15 protein-coding genes and 2 pseudogenes are annotated in these 17,980 nt (G+C 63.4%); 7 read left to right on the top strand and 10 right to left on the bottom strand.

The features are described 5' to 3' along the window. The first annotated feature begins 159 nt into the window (after positions 1-159). Entirely contained in the window at positions 160-786 is a 627-nt protein-coding gene (locus RYH74_RS23350) for a riboflavin synthase subunit alpha (RefSeq protein ID WP_075045104.1), read from the top strand. 10 nt (positions 787-796) lie between these two features. Further along, positions 797-1,498: a YoaK family protein gene (locus RYH74_RS23355; protein ID WP_075045103.1), complete on the top strand. Its 702-nt coding sequence runs from the start codon at positions 797-799 to the stop codon at positions 1,496-1,498. Here the strand turns inward: RYH74_RS23355 and proP are convergent, their stop codons facing one another. The 6 genes from proP to glaH form a co-directional block, all read right to left on the bottom strand. Continuing rightward, positions 1,499-3,001, bottom strand: a complete 1,503-nt coding sequence (gene proP, locus RYH74_RS23360; RefSeq protein WP_286919460.1) for a glycine betaine/L-proline transporter ProP — start codon at positions 2,999-3,001, stop codon at positions 1,499-1,501. A gap of 159 nt (positions 3,002-3,160) precedes the next feature. Next, a complete protein-coding gene (gene hemB / locus RYH74_RS23365; protein ID WP_013972900.1) occupies positions 3,161-4,135 on the bottom strand; it encodes a porphobilinogen synthase in 975 nt (324 codons plus the stop codon). 207 nt (positions 4,136-4,342) lie between these two features. After that, a complete protein-coding gene (locus tag RYH74_RS23370) occupies positions 4,343-5,236 on the bottom strand; it encodes a PA4780 family RIO1-like protein kinase (protein ID WP_025338950.1) in 894 nt (297 codons plus the stop codon). Between the two features lie 87 nt (positions 5,237-5,323). Next, a complete protein-coding gene (gene gabP, locus RYH74_RS23375; protein ID WP_317410265.1) occupies positions 5,324-6,715 on the bottom strand; it encodes a GABA permease in 1,392 nt (463 codons plus the stop codon). Between the two features lie 151 nt (positions 6,716-6,866). Further along, positions 6,867-8,129 (bottom strand): L-2-hydroxyglutarate oxidase, encoded by a 1,263-nt coding sequence (lhgO, locus tag RYH74_RS23380; protein ID WP_075045101.1) that lies wholly within the window; start codon positions 8,127-8,129, stop codon positions 6,867-6,869. A gap of 114 nt (positions 8,130-8,243) precedes the next feature. Then, positions 8,244-9,221 (bottom strand): glutarate dioxygenase GlaH, encoded by a 978-nt coding sequence (gene glaH / locus RYH74_RS23385; RefSeq protein ID WP_075045100.1) that lies wholly within the window; start codon positions 9,219-9,221, stop codon positions 8,244-8,246. A gap of 195 nt (positions 9,222-9,416) precedes the next feature. Here glaH and csiR point away from each other — a divergent pair, with 195 nt between their 5' ends. From csiR to RYH74_RS23400, 3 genes are all read left to right on the top strand, one after another. Further along, positions 9,417-10,112, top strand: a complete 696-nt coding sequence (gene csiR, locus RYH74_RS23390; protein ID WP_015270630.1) for a DNA-binding transcriptional regulator CsiR — start codon at positions 9,417-9,419, stop codon at positions 10,110-10,112. Positions 10,113-10,323: 211 nt separating this feature from the next. After that, entirely contained in the window at positions 10,324-11,004 is a 681-nt protein-coding gene (locus tag RYH74_RS23395) for a response regulator transcription factor (RefSeq protein WP_025338946.1), read from the top strand. Next, on the top strand, positions 10,982-12,373 hold the full coding sequence (locus RYH74_RS23400; RefSeq protein ID WP_286101811.1) for a sensor histidine kinase: 1,392 nt from the start codon (positions 10,982-10,984) through the stop codon (positions 12,371-12,373). Before RYH74_RS23395 ends, RYH74_RS23400 begins: the two co-directional genes overlap by 23 nt. A 134-nt stretch (positions 12,374-12,507) precedes the next feature. Here the strand turns inward: RYH74_RS23400 and cysS are convergent, their stop codons facing one another. Beyond that, positions 12,508-13,890 (bottom strand): cysteine--tRNA ligase, encoded by a 1,383-nt coding sequence (gene cysS, locus RYH74_RS23405; RefSeq protein WP_025338944.1) that lies wholly within the window; start codon positions 13,888-13,890, stop codon positions 12,508-12,510. A 9-nt stretch (positions 13,891-13,899) separates the two neighbouring features. Further along, a complete protein-coding gene (locus RYH74_RS23410) occupies positions 13,900-15,603 on the bottom strand; it encodes a glutamine--tRNA ligase/YqeY domain fusion protein (protein ID WP_025338943.1) in 1,704 nt (567 codons plus the stop codon). A 247-nt stretch (positions 15,604-15,850) separates the two neighbouring features. On the opposite strand from RYH74_RS23410, the gene RYH74_RS23415 reads away from it, so the two are divergent. Then, on the top strand, positions 15,851-16,351 hold the full coding sequence (locus tag RYH74_RS23415; RefSeq protein WP_025338942.1) for a peptidylprolyl isomerase: 501 nt from the start codon (positions 15,851-15,853) through the stop codon (positions 16,349-16,351). Then, complete coding sequence (locus tag RYH74_RS23420) at positions 16,348-17,070, top strand: UDP-2,3-diacylglucosamine diphosphatase (protein WP_075045099.1); 723 nt, start codon at positions 16,348-16,350, stop codon at positions 17,068-17,070. Before RYH74_RS23415 ends, RYH74_RS23420 begins: the two co-directional genes overlap by 4 nt. Before the next feature lie 121 nt (positions 17,071-17,191). On the opposite strand, the pseudogene RYH74_RS23425 reads toward RYH74_RS23420, so the two are convergent. Then, positions 17,192-17,460 (bottom strand): annotated as a pseudogene (locus tag RYH74_RS23425) (penicillin acylase family protein); the annotation flags it as partial. A 159-nt stretch (positions 17,461-17,619) separates the two neighbouring features. Then, positions 17,620-17,888, bottom strand: a pseudogene (locus RYH74_RS23430) (penicillin acylase family protein); the annotation flags it as partial. Positions 17,889-17,980: the final 92 nt, after the last annotated feature.

Genomic DNA, 17,980 nt, shown 5'->3' on the forward strand with positions numbered 1-17,980 from the left:
CTGCTTCGCGGGTGAACCCGCTCCCACAGGGTCACCTCCAGCTGACAGAGTGCGCCATACCTGTGGGTTTCAAGTGTCCAGACAAATGGCCGGCTTGCTTTTACCGCTCCACGGGCATAGCGTTCGGAAGTTTTCTTTTCCGTGCCCAGGAGCAACTCCATGTACACCGGCATCGTCCAGGCCGTCCGCCCTCTGCTTGATGTGACCACCTACCCGGGCCACAACCAGTTCACCATCGACCTCACCCCCGAACTGCTCGACGAGCTGAAGATCGGCGCCAGCGTCAGTGTCGAAGGCACCTGCCTGTCGGTCACCGAAATCCACGGCACCCAGGTCAGGTTCGACGCCATGACCGCCACCCTCGAGCGCACCAACCTGCGCAACTTCAAGGCCGGCCAGGGCGTCAACATCGAACGCTCGGCGAAGATGAACGCCGAAGTCGGCGGCCACCTGATGGCCGGCCACATCGCCACCACCGCCGAAATCGTCGAGCTGTCGATCAAGGAAACCGGCGCCTTCATCAAGTTCCGCATGCCACCGGAATGGGGCAAGTACGTGTTCCCGCGCGGCTTCATCGGGGTCAACGGCTGCAGCCTGACCGTAGCCGATGTCGAGGACAATGTGATCACCATCAACCTGATCCCGGAAACCCTGCGCCAGACTACCTTCCCCAGCTACAAGGCCGGCGAGCTGCTCAACATCGAAGTGGACCACCAGACAATGGTGCTGGTCGATGTAGTGGAGCGCACCATCAAGAGCACCCTGGCCCGCGAAATGCCTCGCTGAGTTCCCTAGGATGCTGCCCAACACCCTCCACGCGCGCACAGCCAAGCGGCTGCGCCTGCAGATGCTGCGTGGCCGCGTGGGCCTCGGCCTGGTCGCCGGCCTGTCCGTACTGGCCGGCATGACCGATGCCATCGGCCTGCTGGCGCTGGGCGACTTCGTGTCGTTCATGAGTGGCAACACCACGCGCCTGGCCGTCGCCATCAGCGATGCGGACCTGGCCCTGGTGCTGCGCCTGAGTGCTGCGGTGCTGGGCTTCGTCGTCGGCAACGCCCTGGGCGTGCTGCTGGCGCGCGCTTTCCGCCGTCGGGCGTGGCCGGTGCTGCTGGTAGTCGCCGCCCTGCTGGGCTTTGCAGCCGCATGGCCCTTGGCAGCCACCTTTCCAGCGCTGCTCGCTGCCACACTGGCCATGGGCATGATCAATGCCGTGGTCGAACAGGTGAACGGCCTGCCCATCGGCCTGACCTACGTCACCGGCGCCCTGTCACGCTTCGGTCGTGGGCTGGGGCGCTGGCTGCTGGGCGAGCGGCGCAATGGCTGGCGGGTGCAACTGGTGCCTTGGGCCGGCATGCTGCTGGGCGCCGCGCTGGGTGCCTGGCTGGAGCACCACCTGGGCCTGCAAGCGCTGGCCGGCAGCTGCTCGCTGGCCTGCGTGCTGGCCCTGGTGTCGCGGTTCATTCCACGGACGTGGCAGCGTGGCTACATGCCACACTGATCACTCGATGCGCGGGTGCTGCTGCACCAGCAACTTGCGCTTGGCCTCCAGTTCGGCAATCTGCGCATCGATGTCCTCGATCCTTTGCTCGATGTTGTCGTGGTGTTCCTGCAGCAGCTCACGCGCTTCCTCGATATCCGATGCTGCCGGTGCAGCGCCGCGCAGCGGTTTGTTGGCGGTTTCCTTCATGGTCAGGCCGGTGACCAGCCCCACGGCGGCGATCACCATCAGGTAATAGGCCGGCATGTACAGGTTGCCAGTACTTTCCACCAGCCAGGCGGCGATGGTCGGGGTGAGGCCGGCGATCAGCACCGAGATATTGAAGGCGCTGGCGAGGGCGCTGTAGCGGATGTGCGTGGGGAACATTGCCGGTAGCGTCGAGGCCATCACGCCGATGAAGAAGTTCAGCAGCACGGCAATGATCAGCAACCCGGCAAAAATCACCCCCAGCACGCCGCTGTTGATCAGCATGAATGCCGGGATGGCCAGCACCAACAGGCCGATACTGCCGACGATGATGAACGGTCGACGGCCGAACTTGTCGCTGAGCAGCCCGATCATCGGCTGCACGAACAGCATGCCGACCATGATCGCGATGATGATCAGCACGCCATGGTCTTCGCTGTAGTGCAGGTTGTGCGACAGGTAGCTGGGCATGTACGTGAGCAGCATGTAGTAAGTGACGTTGGTGGCGATCACCACGCCAATGCAGGTCACCAGGCTGCGCCAGTGCTGGGTGGCCACTTCCCTGAACGACACCTTGGGCCCGGTCGCCAGGCCTTCGCGGTCGCCTTTCTCCAGCTTGTCGACGTGCTGCTGGAAGGCTGGCGTCTCCTCCAGCGCATGGCGCAGGTACAGGCCGATGATGCCCAGCGGCAAGGCGAGGAAGAACGGCAGGCGCCAACCCCACTCGAGGAACTTGTCCTCACCCAGCACCGTAGAGATCAACACCACCACACCGGCACCCAACACGAACCCGGCAATCGAGCCGAAGTCCAGCCAACTGCCGAGAAACCCCCGTTTTCGGTCAGGGGCATATTCGGCGACGAAGATCGACGCGCCGGTGTACTCGCCCCCCACCGAGAAGCCCTGGGCCATCTTGGCCAGCAGCAGCAGGATCGGCGCCCAGATACCGATGCTGGCATAGGACGGTATCAGGCCGATGGCGAAGGTGCTGAGCGACATGATCACGATGGTCGCAGCGAGGATTTTCTGCCGCCCGAAGCGGTCACCCAAGGCACCGAAGAACAGCCCGCCCAGAGGCCTGATCAGAAACGGCACCGAGAACGTGGCCAACGCCGCGATCATCTGCACGCTCGGGTCGGCATTGGGGAAGAAAACCTTGCCCAGGGCGTAGGCGACGAAGCCGTAGACGCCGAAGTCGAACCACTCCATGGCATTGCCCAGGGCTGCCGCGGTGATTGCCTTGCGCATCTTGCCGTCGTCGACGATGGTGATGTCCTTCAGGCCGATTGGCTGGAGGCTTTTCTTGCGAGGTTTCATGTCCGTATCCCTGTCGATGAATGCTCTAAGGGATGAGATACAACGGGACACTAAATAATTCAGCGCTTACGGTTTTTTTGTGCTTTTCCTCACCGGTTGCGGCACAGGCAAAGAAAAGCCGCTGCGATGGCAGCGGCTCGCATGGGCAACGGCTCGCGGTCAGATGCCTTCGCGGGCCAGGTCCATGGCGAAGTAGGTGAGGATCAGGTCGGCACCGGCACGCTTGATCGCGCCAATGCTTTCACGCACCACACGGCCTTCATCGATGGCGCCAGCCAGGCCGCCGAACTTGATCATCGCGTACTCGCCGCTCACCTGGTACGCCGCCAGCGGCAGGCGCGAGGCGGCACGGATATCGGCGATCACATCGAGGTAGGCACCGGCCGGCTTGACCATCAGCACATCCGCCCCTTCCTGCTCGTCGAGCAGCGACTCACGCACGGCTTCGCGGCGGTTCATCGGGTTCATCTGGTAGCTCTTGCGGTCGCCCTTCAGCGCGGTACCACCGGCTTCACGGAACGGGCCATACAGCGACGAGGCGAACTTGGTGGAATAGGCCATGATCGCGGTGTCGTGGAAGCCGGCACCATCCAGCGCGCTGCGGATGGCCTGGACCTGGCCGTCCATCGCCGCCGACGGGGCAATGAAGTCGGCACCGGCAGCAGCGGCGATGACCGCCTGCTTGCCCAGGTTGGCCAGGGTGGCGTCGTTGTCCACGCCGTGGTCGTGCAGCACGCCGCAGTGGCCGTGGCTGGTGTATTCGCAGAAGCAGGTGTCGGACATCACCACCATTTCCGGCACGGTGTCCTTGCAGATGCGCGACATGCGCGCGACCAGGCCGTTTTCGTTCCAGGTGTCGCTGCCGACGGCGTCCAGGTTGTGCGAAACGCCAAAGGTCATCACCGACTTGATACCGGCGCGGGCATAGCGCTCGATTTCCTGGGCCAGCAGCTTCTCGGGGATGCGGTTGACGCCCGGCATGCTGGTGATCGGCACGAAGTCATCGATGCCCTCTTCGACGAAGATCGGCAGGATCAGGTCTTCAAGGCGGAACTCGGTTTCCTGGAAGATCGTGCGCAGGGACTCGTTCTGGCGCAGGCGGCGTGGACGAACGGACGGGAATTGGTTGGACATGACAGCTCCAGGGAATTTGAACGGCGTATACCTTATGCCTGTCACGCGCCAGTGAAAAGGCCAGATGACGAGATATTGTCTTGCGTCAAAGGCAATGGCTGCATTTTTACTGTGCCGGCCTCTTCGCGGGTAAACCCGCTCCCACAGGATTCGCGCTGTACTTGTGGGAGCGGGTTTACCCGCGAAGAGGCCAGTGCAGGCAACCTATTACTGCAGCCAGGGCGGCGCAGGCTCCTCTGCCCTGGCCGCCCCATGCTCAGCCTCGGCCCGCGCGGCGCGCCGGCGGGCATCATCCAGCCGGGCCGCATCGATCTCGCGCATCACCCCGGCCACGTCAGCCGCATGCTCGTCATCCTCGAACAGGCCCGTCAGCGGGCTGTCCGGGCGCAGTTCGCCCGCCTCGTACAGGGCCCACATTTCCTGCGCATACCGGGTGCTTTTCAGCTCCGGCGCAAAGCGCCCGAAATAATGGGCCATGTTGGCCACATCGCGCTGCAGCATGCTGAAGGCATGGTTGTTGGCCGCTGCATCCACCGCCTGCGGCAGGTCGATGATCACCGGCCCGTCCGGGCCAAGCAGCACGTTGAACTCCGACAGGTCGCCATGCACCAGCCCGGCACACAGCATCAGCACGATCTGGCGAATGACGAAGGCATGGAACGCGCGGGCATCCTCGGCCTCGAGGTGCACGTCGTTCAGGCGTGGCGCCGCGTCACCGTCGGCATCGGTCACCAGCTCCATCAACAGCACGCCGTCCTGGAAATCGTAAGGCTTGGGTACCCTCACGCCAGCGCCGGCCAGGCGGAACAGCGCCGCCACTTCGGCGTTCTGCCAAGCGTCCTCGGCTTCCTTGCGGCCGTACTTGCTGCCCTTGGCCATCGCCCGGGCCTGACGGCTGTTGCGAACCTTGCGGCCTTCCTGGTACTCGGCAGCCTGGCGGAAACTGCGCTTGTTGGCTTCTTTATAAACCTTGGCGCAGCGCACCTGGCTGCCACAGCGCACCACATACACGGCGGCTTCCTTGCCACTCATCAAGGGCCGCAGTACTTCGTCGACCAGGCCGTCTTCGATCAGGGGTTCGATTCTTTTGGGTGTCTTCATCAGGCTGCGTTCGGGGTCCTGGCTGTGATGACGGACATCCTCTCACAGCCTGATGCGACTTGCTCGTCTGTCTTCAGGCCGAACGGCTCAGGCGCCCTGCCCTACGCGGCCAACCGCCACCTCGCGCGCCCGGCGCCGTGTGACCAGAAGGCCCGAACACACCACCAGCACCGCCAGCACCATGGTCGATACCACTTCCAGGCGGTGGTCCGGGCGGAACAGCATCAGCACCAGCACGCCACTGATGAACAGGATCACGCCCCACGTCAGCCACGGGAACAGCCACATGCGGTAGCCCAGTGTCTTGCCCTGTGCGGTCAGGCGCTGGCGCAGGCGCAACTGGGAAACGGCGATCACCAGGTACACCAGCAAGGCAATGGCGCCGGAGCTTGCCATGAGGAAGCCGAACACCTTGGCCGGTACCAGGTAGTTGGCGATCACCGCCAGGAAAGCTGCGCCAGTGGACAGCAGCACAGCTACCACGGGGGTGCCGCTGCGGCTGGTCACCTGGGCACAGGCCGGTGCATCACCGCGGCGGCTCAGCGAGTAGACCATGCGCGACGCGGTATACAGCGACGAGTTGAGGCAGCTGGTCACCGACGTCAGCACCACGAAGTCGATGATGGCCTTGGCATTCGGCACGCCCAGGGTGTCCAGCACCGTGACATAGGAACCTTCGGTGGCCAGGCGCGGGTCGGTCCACGGCACCAGCGCGATGACGATGAAGATCGACAGGATATAGAACAGGGTGATTCGCCAGATCACCGAGTTGGTGGCCTTGGAAATATGCTTGCCCGCTTCGTCGGATTCGGCCGCGGCGATGGTCACCACCTCGGCACCGAGGAACGAGAACATGGTAATCAGCATGGCGCTGAGCACCGCACCAAAACCGTTGGGCATGAAGCCGCCGCTATCCCACAGGCGCGACACGCCGCTGACACCTGAGCCTGGCAGCAGGCCGAAGATGGCGCACACCCCCAGCGCGATGAAACTGACGATGGCCACCACCTTCACCAACGCCAGCCAGAACTCGAACTCACCGTAGTTCTTCACGCTGAACAGGTTGGTGGCAGTCAGCAATAGAGTAATCACCAGCGACAAGACCCAGATCTCCAGCTGCGGGACCCAGGAATTGATGATGGTGGCGGCGATATTGGCCTCGATGGGGATGATCAGTACCCAGAACCACCAGTACAGCCAGCCGATGGTGTAGCCGGCCCACTTGCCGATGGCGAGGTCGGCATAGGTAGAGAACGAACCGGTGTCCGGCGAGGCAACGGCCATTTCGGCCAGCATGCGCATCACCAGCACCACCAGCGCGCCGGCCAGGATATAGGCCAGGATGGTGGCGGGCCCTGCTTCGGCAATCGCACGGCCGGAGCCGACGAACAGGCCGGCACCGATCACGCCGGCAATGGACAGCATGGTGACATGCCGGGATTTCAATCCATGACTCAAATTGTTCTTGTGGGTTTGCATGGCGCTACCTTGTTGTTTTTGTCATGCCCACGCAGGGGCCGCCGGCTTGCACGTCACCGACGCAGGCGCGAAAAAGCCCGCCCTGCCCCAGATGGTGAGTAGGGCAGCACGGGTTGAGTAAAACGAAACCGCAGAACGTATTACGGGTAGGTCAGCCGGCAGCCCGCTGACGGGGCGCCAGATCGGCCTTGGGGAAACTGCCGCCCTGACGGCCGACCTGCTCGCATACCTTGTCGACGATGTAGGCGCCGATCGGGATGGCGGAGGTGGCGGCCGGCGACGGTGCGTTGCACACATTGACGCTGCGAGCGGTGTTGACGAACAGGAAGTCGTCGATCAGCTTGCCGTCACGCGACACGGCCTGGGCACGCACGCCGGCCGGGTAAGGCGTGAGGTCGGCCTTGGTGATGCTCGGGCAGTACTTCTGGACCTGCTTGAGGTAGCCACCCTTGAACAGCGAGTTCTTCATCTCGATCAGGCCAGGGCGGAAGTTCTTCGCCAGCACCTTGAGGATGCCGGGGGTGGTCAAGGTCTGGAACAGGTCGCTGGGGCTGACATCGCGCTTGCGGTAGCCCTCGCGCTTCATCGCCAGCACGGCGTTGGGGCCAACGGTCACGGTGCCGTCGATCATGCGTGTCAGGTGCACGCCCAGGAACGGCATGGACGGGTCGGGAATCGGGTAGATCAGGTGGTTGACGATCTGGTTGTGCTGTTTGGGCAGCAGGTAGTACTCGCCACGGAACGGGCAGATGACGAACTCGGTCCGCAGGCCCAGCATGCTCACCACGCGGTCGGCCATCAGGCCCGAGCAGGTCACCAGGAAACGGCTGCGCAACTCATCGTCATGATGGTCGCCACGCGTGCGCACGACCACTTCGCTGGCCAGCTCCTGCAGGCCGACCACCTCGGCGCCATAGCGGATTTCACCGCCGGCGCGCTGGAACTCGGCGCCCATGGCCGCAGTCACTTCGGCGTAATTGACGATGCCGCTGGAGGGCACGAAGATGCCGCCCATGCCAACGATATTGGGCTCGCGCTCGCGCAGCTCGGCCGCCGACAGCCAGTAGCGCTCCAGGCCATTGGCCGCGGTACGTTCCCACAGCGCCTTCATGCGCTGCATTTCCAGGTCGTTGGTGGCCACCAGCAGCTTGCCGCACTCATCGAAGCGGATACCGTGCTGGGTGCAGAAGGCCTTGGTGGCCTTGTTGCCTTCCAGGCAGAAGCGCGCCTTGAGGCTGCCGGGGGTGTAATACACGCCGGCGTGGATCACGCCGCTGTTGTGGCCGGTCTGGTGGCGGGCCGGGCCGGACTCTTTCTCCAGCAGGAGAATCTTCGCATCCGGGTAGACCTTGATCAGGTGCATGGCCGTGGACATGCCCACAATGCCACCGCCAATGATGATGAAATCGTACACAGCCTTACCTCACACGCAGGCATTGCCTGACTGGCTCACCAAGGCCCGCGCGGGCCCTGGTGGCATCGTTTTGTGCAAAGACGCGTGGGCGGGCGCCCGCCCCGCGCCCTGTCATTATTGCCCGCGCTGGTACAGCGGTTTGGGGAAGGCCACGTAACCGCGCTGGCGCATCAGCTCGCGGCGCAGGCCTTCGTGCGGCGTGAAGCGGTCGCGACCATGCAGCCAGAACAGGTTGTTGATCAGCAGGAAACTACCCACGCCAACCGGAACCGAAAGCTTCTTCTCGCTGCCTTCCAGCGATTCGGACAAGGCGTTCAGCCAGATGCCCTCCTCGTAGTTTTCCGGCTGCACGAACTGGTCGATGTAGCGCATGGTCGGGCGGCCTTCGGCATCGGTGTCGAATACCGAGTGGAACACATCCTCGGACACCTTCTTGCTCGGCGGTGCGGTCCAGCGCATCTCGCGACGGGCCAGCGGGTGGCGGAAGAATTCGTCGCACTGTTCCCAGTCGTCCAGGTGCAGCAGCAGCGAGTTGCCGCCTTCCATGTTCTTTTCGTCGATCTTCAGCATCAGCACGTAGTCGGTGATCTGGTTGACGAAGGTGCCGTCGTTGTGCAGCTCCATGACCCGGTGCGGCTGGCGCAGGTAGCTGTCGGAGTTGTCGGTGTTGACCACCACGAAGCGGGCATAGAACTGGCCGCTCATGGCGTCGTAGTTGGAGCGGCCGATCAGGTGTGCGCAGGCGGTGGTGAACTTGACCATGTCCTCGGCCTGGCTCACGTCATCCAGGCCGACCGGGGTGATCAGCATGCCGCCGCTGGCGCGGTTGAGGATGGTATTGAGCAGCACCGGCCGCAGGGTGCCCTGGCACAGCTCGTCAAGGATCTCGCCAACCCGGAAGCGCAGGAACGACTTGTACTCCAGCGCCTGCACCGGCCACTGGGCAACAGCCTGGACGAACGCTTCGACCGTTTCGCGGGCAAAGGTGAGCTCAAGCAGGCGCGGCGACTGTTTCGAGGGGGCGATGGTGAAACCACGCGGTTCGAGCGGCAGTGGCATCACAAGTTCGTCGATCTGCGTAAAAGCGTTCATGGCAGTGTCCTGGCAGAGAAAGTGAGTGGCGCCGTCCGGTCATGACCTGGATCAGTGCGGGCGAGCTAAAATTATCGCCATAAACACAAAATGTCTACATTTTTATTTTTCACAGACAAAACGAGTGTTTGTCCATTGTTTTTCGCCAGCGAACGCTTTCGGTATGATCGACAAAACCGTTTGAGGAACAGGACCTTGGAAGCGCTCGCCCCCCGACAAAACTCAGCATTCAGCGGGTATGAGAGGCTCAAGAAGGACATCATCCGCGGCGTGTTCAAGCCCGGAGAAAAGCTGCTGATGAGCACCCTGAAGGAACGCTACGACCTGGGCGTGGGCCCGCTGCGCGAAGCACTGTCGCAGCTGGTGGCCGAGCACCTGGTCAACGCGATCAGCCAGAAGGGCTACCGTGTGGCGCCCATGTCGCTGGACGAGATGAACGACATCTACGATGCCCGCGCCAACCTGGAGGCGATGATCATCACCCTGGCCATCGAACGTGGCGACGACGCCTGGGAGGCGTCGGTACTGGCCCATTCGCATACCCTGGCCAAGGTGGTGGAAGTGAAAACCCGCGAGCAACGCCTGGATGTATGGGACGAACGGCACAAGGCGTTCCACACGGCCATTGCCTCAGGCTGCGGCTCCAAGCACCTGCTGCAGGCGCGCACCTATCTGTTCGATCAGGCCGAGCGCTACCGGCACCTGTGGCTGACCCAGACGGTGTTTTCCGAACAGGCCCTGGAGCTCAAGCGCCAGGAGCATGCGGCATTGGTCGAAGTGATTCTGGCCCGGGACGCCAAGCGCGCCAGCGCCATGATGCGTTCGCACCTGATGACTCCGGTGCCGATCATTGCGCAGATCATGCATGCCGAGGGTATCGGCGCACGCTAGAGGGTTGCTTTGTACCTTTCAGGGCCCTATCGCCGGCAAGCCAGCTCCCACAGGTACTGCGCTGCCTTCGGGGCCTGTGGGGTCTCTGTGGGAGCTGGCTTGCCGGCGATAGGGCCAGTGCAGGCAAAACGCGCCAGATGAATTTTTCTTAAATCGCCGTTTGGCTATTCTTTGGCACAATCAAGTCTCCATTAGATGCCCGGGAACCAGCATGCCTCGCGTACTGACCATCGAAGACGACGCCGTCACCGGCCAGGAAATCGTCGCCGAACTTACCAGCCACGGCCTTGAGGTGGATTGGGCCGACAATGGCCGTGAAGGCCTGGCCAAGGCCATTGCCGGCGGCTACGACCTGATTACCCTGGACCGCATGCTGCCCGAGGTCGATGGCCTGACCATCGTCACCACCCTGCGCAGCCTCAAGATCGCCACGCCGATCCTGATGATCAGCGCCCTCTCCGACGTCGACGAGCGGGTACGCGGCCTGCGTGCCGGGGGTGACGACTACCTGACCAAACCGTTCGCCTCCGACGAGATGGCCGCGCGGGTCGAAGTGCTGCTGCGCCGCAACAGCGTGCCCATGACCCAGACCCGCCTGCAGGTCGCCGACCTGCAACTGGACCTGATCAGCCACGAAGCCCGCCGCGGCGAACAGACCCTCAACCTGCTGCCCACCGAATACAAGCTGCTGGAGTACCTGATGCGCCATAGCGGCCAGGTGATCACGCGGATGATGATTTTCGAGGAAGTCTGGGGCTACCACTTCGACCCGGGCACCAACCTGATCGATGTGCACATCGGCCGCCTGCGCAAGAAAATCGACTCACCCGGCCAGTCGCCGCTGATCCGTACGGTACGGGGCTCCGGCTATGCCATTGCTGAACCCGTCTAAGGGCTGGAGCTCCTCGACCAGCCGCCTGCTGGCGCTGTACAGCTTTCTGTTCGTGGCCTGGAGCAGCATCCTCATGGGGGTGCTGTACTTCGAGGTGTCCAGCTACCTGAACAAACTCACCCGCCATTCGATGCTGCAGCGCCAGCACCTGTTCGCGCACATGAGCGGCAAACAGCTGGACGACGCCCTGGTCGCCAGCCAGGCCTTCGAAGAGCGCAGCTTCGACGCCTACGGCCTGTTCGACAACCAGCTCAACCCGATCGGCGGGCGCATTCGCGCCATCCCGCCAGAGCTGGGGCTGGACGGCAAGGTTCACGAACTCAAGCGCTGCCTGGACGCCGACGACCCGCACATGCCGCGTGACAGCTGCGACGCGGTGGCGATCAAGGTGCAGGATGGCCGCTGGCTGGTGTTGGTGCGCGACAACGGCTCGCTGTTCGTGGTCACCCGGATCATCCTGCATGCCCTGCTCTGGGGGATCTCGCTGACCCTGATCCCGGGCTTTGCCGGCTGGTATCTGCTCAGGCGCCGCCCGCTCAAGCGCATTCGCGCGATCCAGGCCCAGGCCGAGCTGATCGTCGCCGGTGACCTAACCCACCGCCTGCCGCTGTCGGCCCGGCGTGACGAGCTGGACATGCTGGCGGCCATCGTCAACGCCATGCTCGACCGCATCGAGCGGCTGATGCACGAGGTCAAGGGCGTGTGCGACAACATCGCCCACGACCTGCGCACCCCGCTCACCCGCCTGCGCGCCCAGCTGTACCGCATTCGCCAGCAAAGTGACGTCGACTCCACCCAGGCCGAGGCACTGGACCAGGCCATCGGCGAAACCGATACCCTGATGGCGCGTTTTCGCGGTTTGTTGCGTATCAGCGAACTGGAAGACCGCCAGCGGCGGGCCGGTTTCGTCCAGCTTGACCCGCACGAACTGCTGGTGGAGTTGCACGACTTCTACCTGCCGCTGGCCGAAGACGTCGGCATCCGCCTGGAACTGCAGCAGCCAGCCGAACTGCCAGCGTTGCATGGTGACCGCGAACTGCTGTTCGAGGCACTGGCCAATCTGGTGGGCAACGGCATCAAGTTCACGCCCGAGGGTGGGCTGGTGCGGATTACTGCGACGCAGGACGACAAAGGGCTGCACCTGGCGATCGAGGACAGCGGGCCGGGTATTCCGGAAGAGGAACGGGCGGCAGTGCTGAAGCGCTTCTACCGTAGCGATGAAGGCCACCGCCATGCGGGGTTCGGGCTGGGGTTGTCGATCGTTGCGGCGATCGTCGACCTGCATGGGTTCGGGCTGGAGGTGGGGGAAAGCGAGCTGGGTGGGGCGAGGCTGGTACTGCACTGCCCGCTCGCCGGGCTAGCCAGATAGAAGCTGGGGCCGCTATGCGGCCCATCGCCGGCAAGCCAGCTCCCACAGGGACTGCGCAGTTCTTCAGTATTGCGCGGTTCCTGTGGGAGCTGGCTTGCCGGCGATGGGCTGCGCAGCAGCCCCAATGACATCGATCAGTCGGCCAGACGCCAGGTAGTCCCACCCTTGCTGTCTTCCAGCACCACACCCATGGCGGTCAACTGGTCGCGAATGCGGTCGGACTCGGCCCAGTTCTTGTCCGCACGCGCCTGCAGGCGCGCCTGGATCAAGCCCTCGACCTCAGCGGCATCCACCTTGCCTTCGGCACCGGCGCGCAGGAAGTCATCGGCTTCCAGCTGCAGCACACCCAGCACATCACCCAGCTCGCGCAGGCGACCGGCCAGGCCGGCAGCGGCCTCAAGGTCGCTGTCGCGCAGGCGGTTGATCTCGCGCACCAGGTCGAACAGCACGGCGCAGGCTTCGGGGGTGCCGAAGTCGTCGTTCATGGCCACGCTGAAGCGCTCGACAAACTCTTCGCCACCCTTGGCCGCCACCCGTGGCAAGCCGCGCAAGGCGTGGTAGAAGCGCTCCAGTGCGCCCTTGGCATCGCGCAGGCTGTCTTCCGAGTAGTTGATCGCGCTGCGGTAGTGGCTGGCCACCAGCAGGTAACGCACCACTTCAGGGTGGTACTTCTCGAGCACGTCGCGGATGGTGAAGAAGTTGTTCAACGACTTGGACATCTTCTCGCCATTGATCCGGATCATGCCGCAGTGCATCCAGGCGTTGGCGTACTGCTTGCCGGTGGCCGCCTCGCTCTGGGCAATCTCGTTCTCGTGGTGCGGGAACTCCAGGTCGCTGCCGCCACCGTGGATGTCGAAGCTTTCACCCAGGCAGCAGGTGGACATCACCGAGCACTCGATGTGCCAGCCCGGACGCCCCGGGCCCCATGGCGATTCCCAGCTCGGTTCGCCCGGCTTGACGCCCTTCCACAGCACGAAGTCCAGCGGGTCCTGCTTGGCTTCGTCGACCTCGATACGGGCACCGATGCGCAGGTCTTCGATCTTCTTGCGCGACAGCTTGCCGTAACCGACGAACTTGCCGACGCGGTAGTACACGTCGCCATTGCCCGGTGCGTAGGCATAACCCTTGTCGATCAGGGTCTGGATCATCGCGTGCATGCCGGCGATATGGTCGGTGGCACGCGGCTCCTGGTCCGGCGGCAGGATGTTCAGGCGGCGCTCGTCTTCGTGCATCGCGTCGATCATGCGGGCGGTCAGGGCGTCGAAGCTTTCGCCGTTCTCGTTGGCCCGGTTGATGATCTTGTCATCGATGTCGGTGATATTGCGCACATAGGTCAGCTCGTAGCCGCTCTTGCGCAGCCAGCGGGTGACCAGGTCGAAGGCCACCATGCTGCGGCCATGGCCCAGGTGGCAGTAGTCGTATACGGTCATGCCGCACACGTACATGCGCACCTTGTTGCCATCCAGCGGCTTGAAGGTTTCCTTCGCTTTGCTCAGCGTGTTGTAGATGGTAAGCACGGCGGTTCCTCAGCTGCCCCAGGAGTCACGCAGGGTGACAGTGCGGTTGAACACCGGGCGGCCCGGCTGGCTGTCTTTCAGGTCGGCGCAGAAGTAGCCTTCGCGTTCGAACTGGAAGCGGTCCTCGGGCTGCGCCTGGGCCAGCGACGGCTCGGCACGGCAGCCGCTGAGCACTTGCAGCGAGCCTGGGTTGATGTTGTCCAGGAAGCTGCCGCCCTCCTCGGTCTTTTCCGGGTTCGGCGAGCGGAACAGGCGGTCGTACAGGCGCACTTCGCACTCGACGCTGCCCTCGGCCGGCACCCAGTGGATCACGCCCTTGACCTTGCGGCCTTCCGGGTTCTTGCCCAGGGTGTCCGGGTCGTACGAGCAGCGCAGCTCGACGATGTTGCCGTCGGCATCCTTGACCGCCTCGTCGGCGCGGATCACGTAGCTGCCGCGCAGGCGCACTTCACCGGCCGGTTCCAGGCGCTTGTAGCCCTTCGGCGGCTCTTCCATGAAGTCGTCACGGTCGATGTACAGTTCACGGGAGAACGGCAGCACGCGCACGCCCATGTCTTCCTTCGGGTGGCGCGGCAGTTCGAGCTGCTCGACCTGGCCTTCCGGGTAGTTGGTGATGACCACCTTCAGCGGGCGCAGCACGCACATGGCGCGCGGTGCGGTGCGGTCCAGGTCGTCACGGATGCTGAACTCGAGCATCGACATGTCGACCACACCGTCGGAACGGTTGGTGCCGATCATTTCGCAGAAGTTGCGGATCGAGGCCGGGGTGTAGCCACGGCGACGGAAGCCGGACAGGGTCGACATGCGTGGGTCGTCCCAGGCTTCGACGTGCTTTTCGTCCACCAGCTGCTTGAGCTTGCGCTTGGAAGTGATGGTGTAGTTCAGGTTCAGGCGGCTGAACTCGTACTGGCGCGGGTGTGCCGGCACCGGCAGGTTGTCGAGGAACCAGTCGTACAGCGGACGATGCCCTTCGAACTCCAGGGTGCAGATCGAGTGGGTGATGCCCTCGATGGCGTCCGACTGGCCATGGGTGAAGTCGTAGTTCGGGTAGATGCACCACTTGTCACCGGTCTGGTGGTGGTGGGCATGGCGGATACGGTACAGGATCGGGTCGCGCAGGTTCATGTTCGGCGAGGCCATATCGATCTTGGCCCGCAGCACGCGCTCGCCATCCTTGAACTCGCCGGCTTTCATGCGGGCGAACAGGTCGAGGTTCTCGTCAACGCTGCGCTCGCGGAACGGGCTGTTCTTGCCCGGCTCCTTGAGGTTGCCACGGTATTCCTTGGCCTGCTCGGGGGTAAGGTCGCAGACGTAGGCCTTGCCGCGCTTGATCAGCTCGACCGCCCAGTCGTGCAACTGGTCGAAGTAGTCGGAGGCGTAGCGCACGTCGCCGGCCCAGTCGAAGCCCAGCCACTTGACATCGCTCTGGATGGCGTCGATGTACTCCTGGTCTTCCTTGGCCGGGTTGGTATCGTCGAAACGCAGGTGGCAGACGCCCCCGAATTCCTTGGCCAGGCCGAAGTTGACGCAGATCGACTTGGCGTGACCGATGTGCAGGTAGCCATTGGGCTCCGGCGGGAAACGGGTGACGATGCTGCTGTGCTTGCCCGAGTCCAGGTCGGCCTGGATGATCGGCCGCAGGAAGTTCGCAGGGACAGCGGGGGCGCCTTTGGCAGCGGCGTTGGGCGCGTTGTCGGCAGTGGGCTTGCTCATAGGATCCTTGAATGCACGTGTCCGGCCTGGGTAGGCCGATTGAATCAAAGGGCCTATCATAGCCGAAGCAGTCAAGCTGCTGACAGTCGGGCCCGGACAAACTGGCGTGATTTATCACGGCTTTTTGCCGCAGCCTGGCAAAATGGCCAGTGCGCGCCATGTGTCGCGATCGCCTGATCCTGCGTCAGGTGATAACCCGCGCCCTGCGCATCCTAATTCCGATTGCCTTGAAAGAGCGAGTTTCAGCATGTCCAAAGTCAAACTGAGCACCAACCACGGCGACATCGTCCTGCAACTGGACGCCGAGAAAGCGCCGCTGACTACCGAAAACTTCGTTCAGTACGTCAAGGACGGCCACTACAATGGCACCGTGTTCCACCGTGTGATCAAGGGCTTCATGATCCAGGGCGGCGGCTTCGAGCCTGGCATGAGCCAGAAGAAGACCCGCGCCAGCATCCAGAACGAAGCCGACAACGGCCTGAAGAACAAGAAGTACAGCATCGCCATGGCCCGTACCATGGAGCCGCACTCCGCCTCGGCGCAGTTCTTCATCAACTCGTCCGACAACGACTTCCTCAACCACAGCGGCAAGAACGTGCAGGGCTGGGGCTACGCGGTATTCGGCGAAGTGATCGAAGGCCGTGAAATCGTCGACGCCATCGAAAAGGTCGCCACCGGTTCCAAGGCTGGCCACCAGGACGTGCCGAAGGACGACGTGGTCATCGAGAAAGCCGAGATCGTTGAGTGATCCTGCTGATCTCCGATCTGCACCTGCAAGAAGAACGCCCGGACATTACCCGGGCGTTTCTTGATCTGCTCGATGGCCGTGCCCGCCACGCCAAGGCGTTGTACATCCTTGGCGACTTCTTCGAAGCCTGGATCGGCGACGACGCCATGACACCCTTCCAGCAGTCGGTCTGCCAGGCCATGCGGCGGCTGAGCGACAGCGGCACGGCCATCTACCTGATGCATGGCAACCGTGATTTCCTGATTGGCCAGGCCTTCTGCGACGCTGCGGGCTGCACGTTGCTGCACGACCCCTGCGTGATCGAGCTGGGTGGTGAGCAGGTGCTGCTGATGCATGGCGATACCCTGTGCACCCGCGACCTGGCCTACATGAAAATGCGCCGCTTGCTGCGCAACCCGCTGAGCCTGTGGGTGTTGCGGCACCTGCCGCTTTCGGCCCGCTACAAGCTGGCACGCAAGCTACGCAGCGAAAGCCGCTCGCAAACGCGGATGAAGTCCACCGAGATCGTCGATGTCACGCCGGAGGAAGTGCCGAAGGTGATGGCGGCGCATGGTGTACGTACCTTGGTGCATGGGCATACCCATCGGCCGGCGATACACAAGCTGGTGGTCGACGGGCAACCGGCACGGCGTATCGTGCTGGGCGACTGGGACCGCCGTGGCTGGGCCTTGCAGGTTGACGAGCAAGGGTTTCAGCTGGCGCCGTTCGAGTTTTCCTGACCGACCGAGTCGCCTTCTTCGCGGGTGAACCCGCTCCCACAAGTATCGTGCCGCTTGCAGCTTTGGTGCAGTACCTGTGGGAGCGGGTTTACCCGCGAAGAGGCAGGCACAGGCTAACGCCTCAAGGCCGGCTGACCACCGCCCCCTTGTCCCGCTCACTGATCACCACTTCCCGGTACTCCGGGTCAGCCTTGATCTGCGCCTCGGTAAACGGAATCACCGCCAGTTTTCCGGCCGCAAACGCCTTGGTCTGGTCACCGGCATGCACCGAAGCCGCTTCACTCGACTGGGAAAACGCCAACAGCCCACGGGCCTGCGGCCCCTTGTCGGTAAAGCTGACCAGTTGCAGGTAGCTGGTACCACTGACACCAGCCGCTTGCCCTGCCCGTGCGCCAAGGGTTTCAGCTGGCGTCGCTCGAGTTTCCTGACCGACCGAGTCGCCTTCTTCGCGGGTAAACCCGCTCCCACAGGTATCGTGCCGCTTGCAGCCCTGGTGCAGTACCTGTGGGAGCGGGTTTACCCGCGAAGAGGCAGGCACAGGCTAACGCCTCAAGGCCGGCTGACCAGCGCCCCCTTGTCCCGCTCACTGATCACCACTTCCCGGTACTCCGGGTCAGCCTTGATCTGCGCCTCGGTAAACGGAATCACCGCCAGTTTTCCGGCCGCAAACGCCTTGGTCTGGTCACCGGCATGCACCGAAGCCGCTTCACTCGACTGGGAAAACGCCAACAGCCCACGGGCCTGCGGCCCCTTGTCGGTAAAGCTGACCAGTTGCAGGTAGCTGGTACCACTGACACCAGCCGCTTGCCCTGCCCGTGCGCCAAGGGTTTCAGCTGGCGTCGCTCGAGTTTCCTGACCGACCGAGTCGCCTTCTTCGCGGGTAAACCCGCTCCCACAGGTATCGTGCCGC

It is taken from the genome of Pseudomonas sp. LSJ-87 (assembly GCF_032971465.1).
GTDB lineage: Bacteria > Pseudomonadota > Gammaproteobacteria > Pseudomonadales > Pseudomonadaceae > Aquipseudomonas > Aquipseudomonas putida_Z.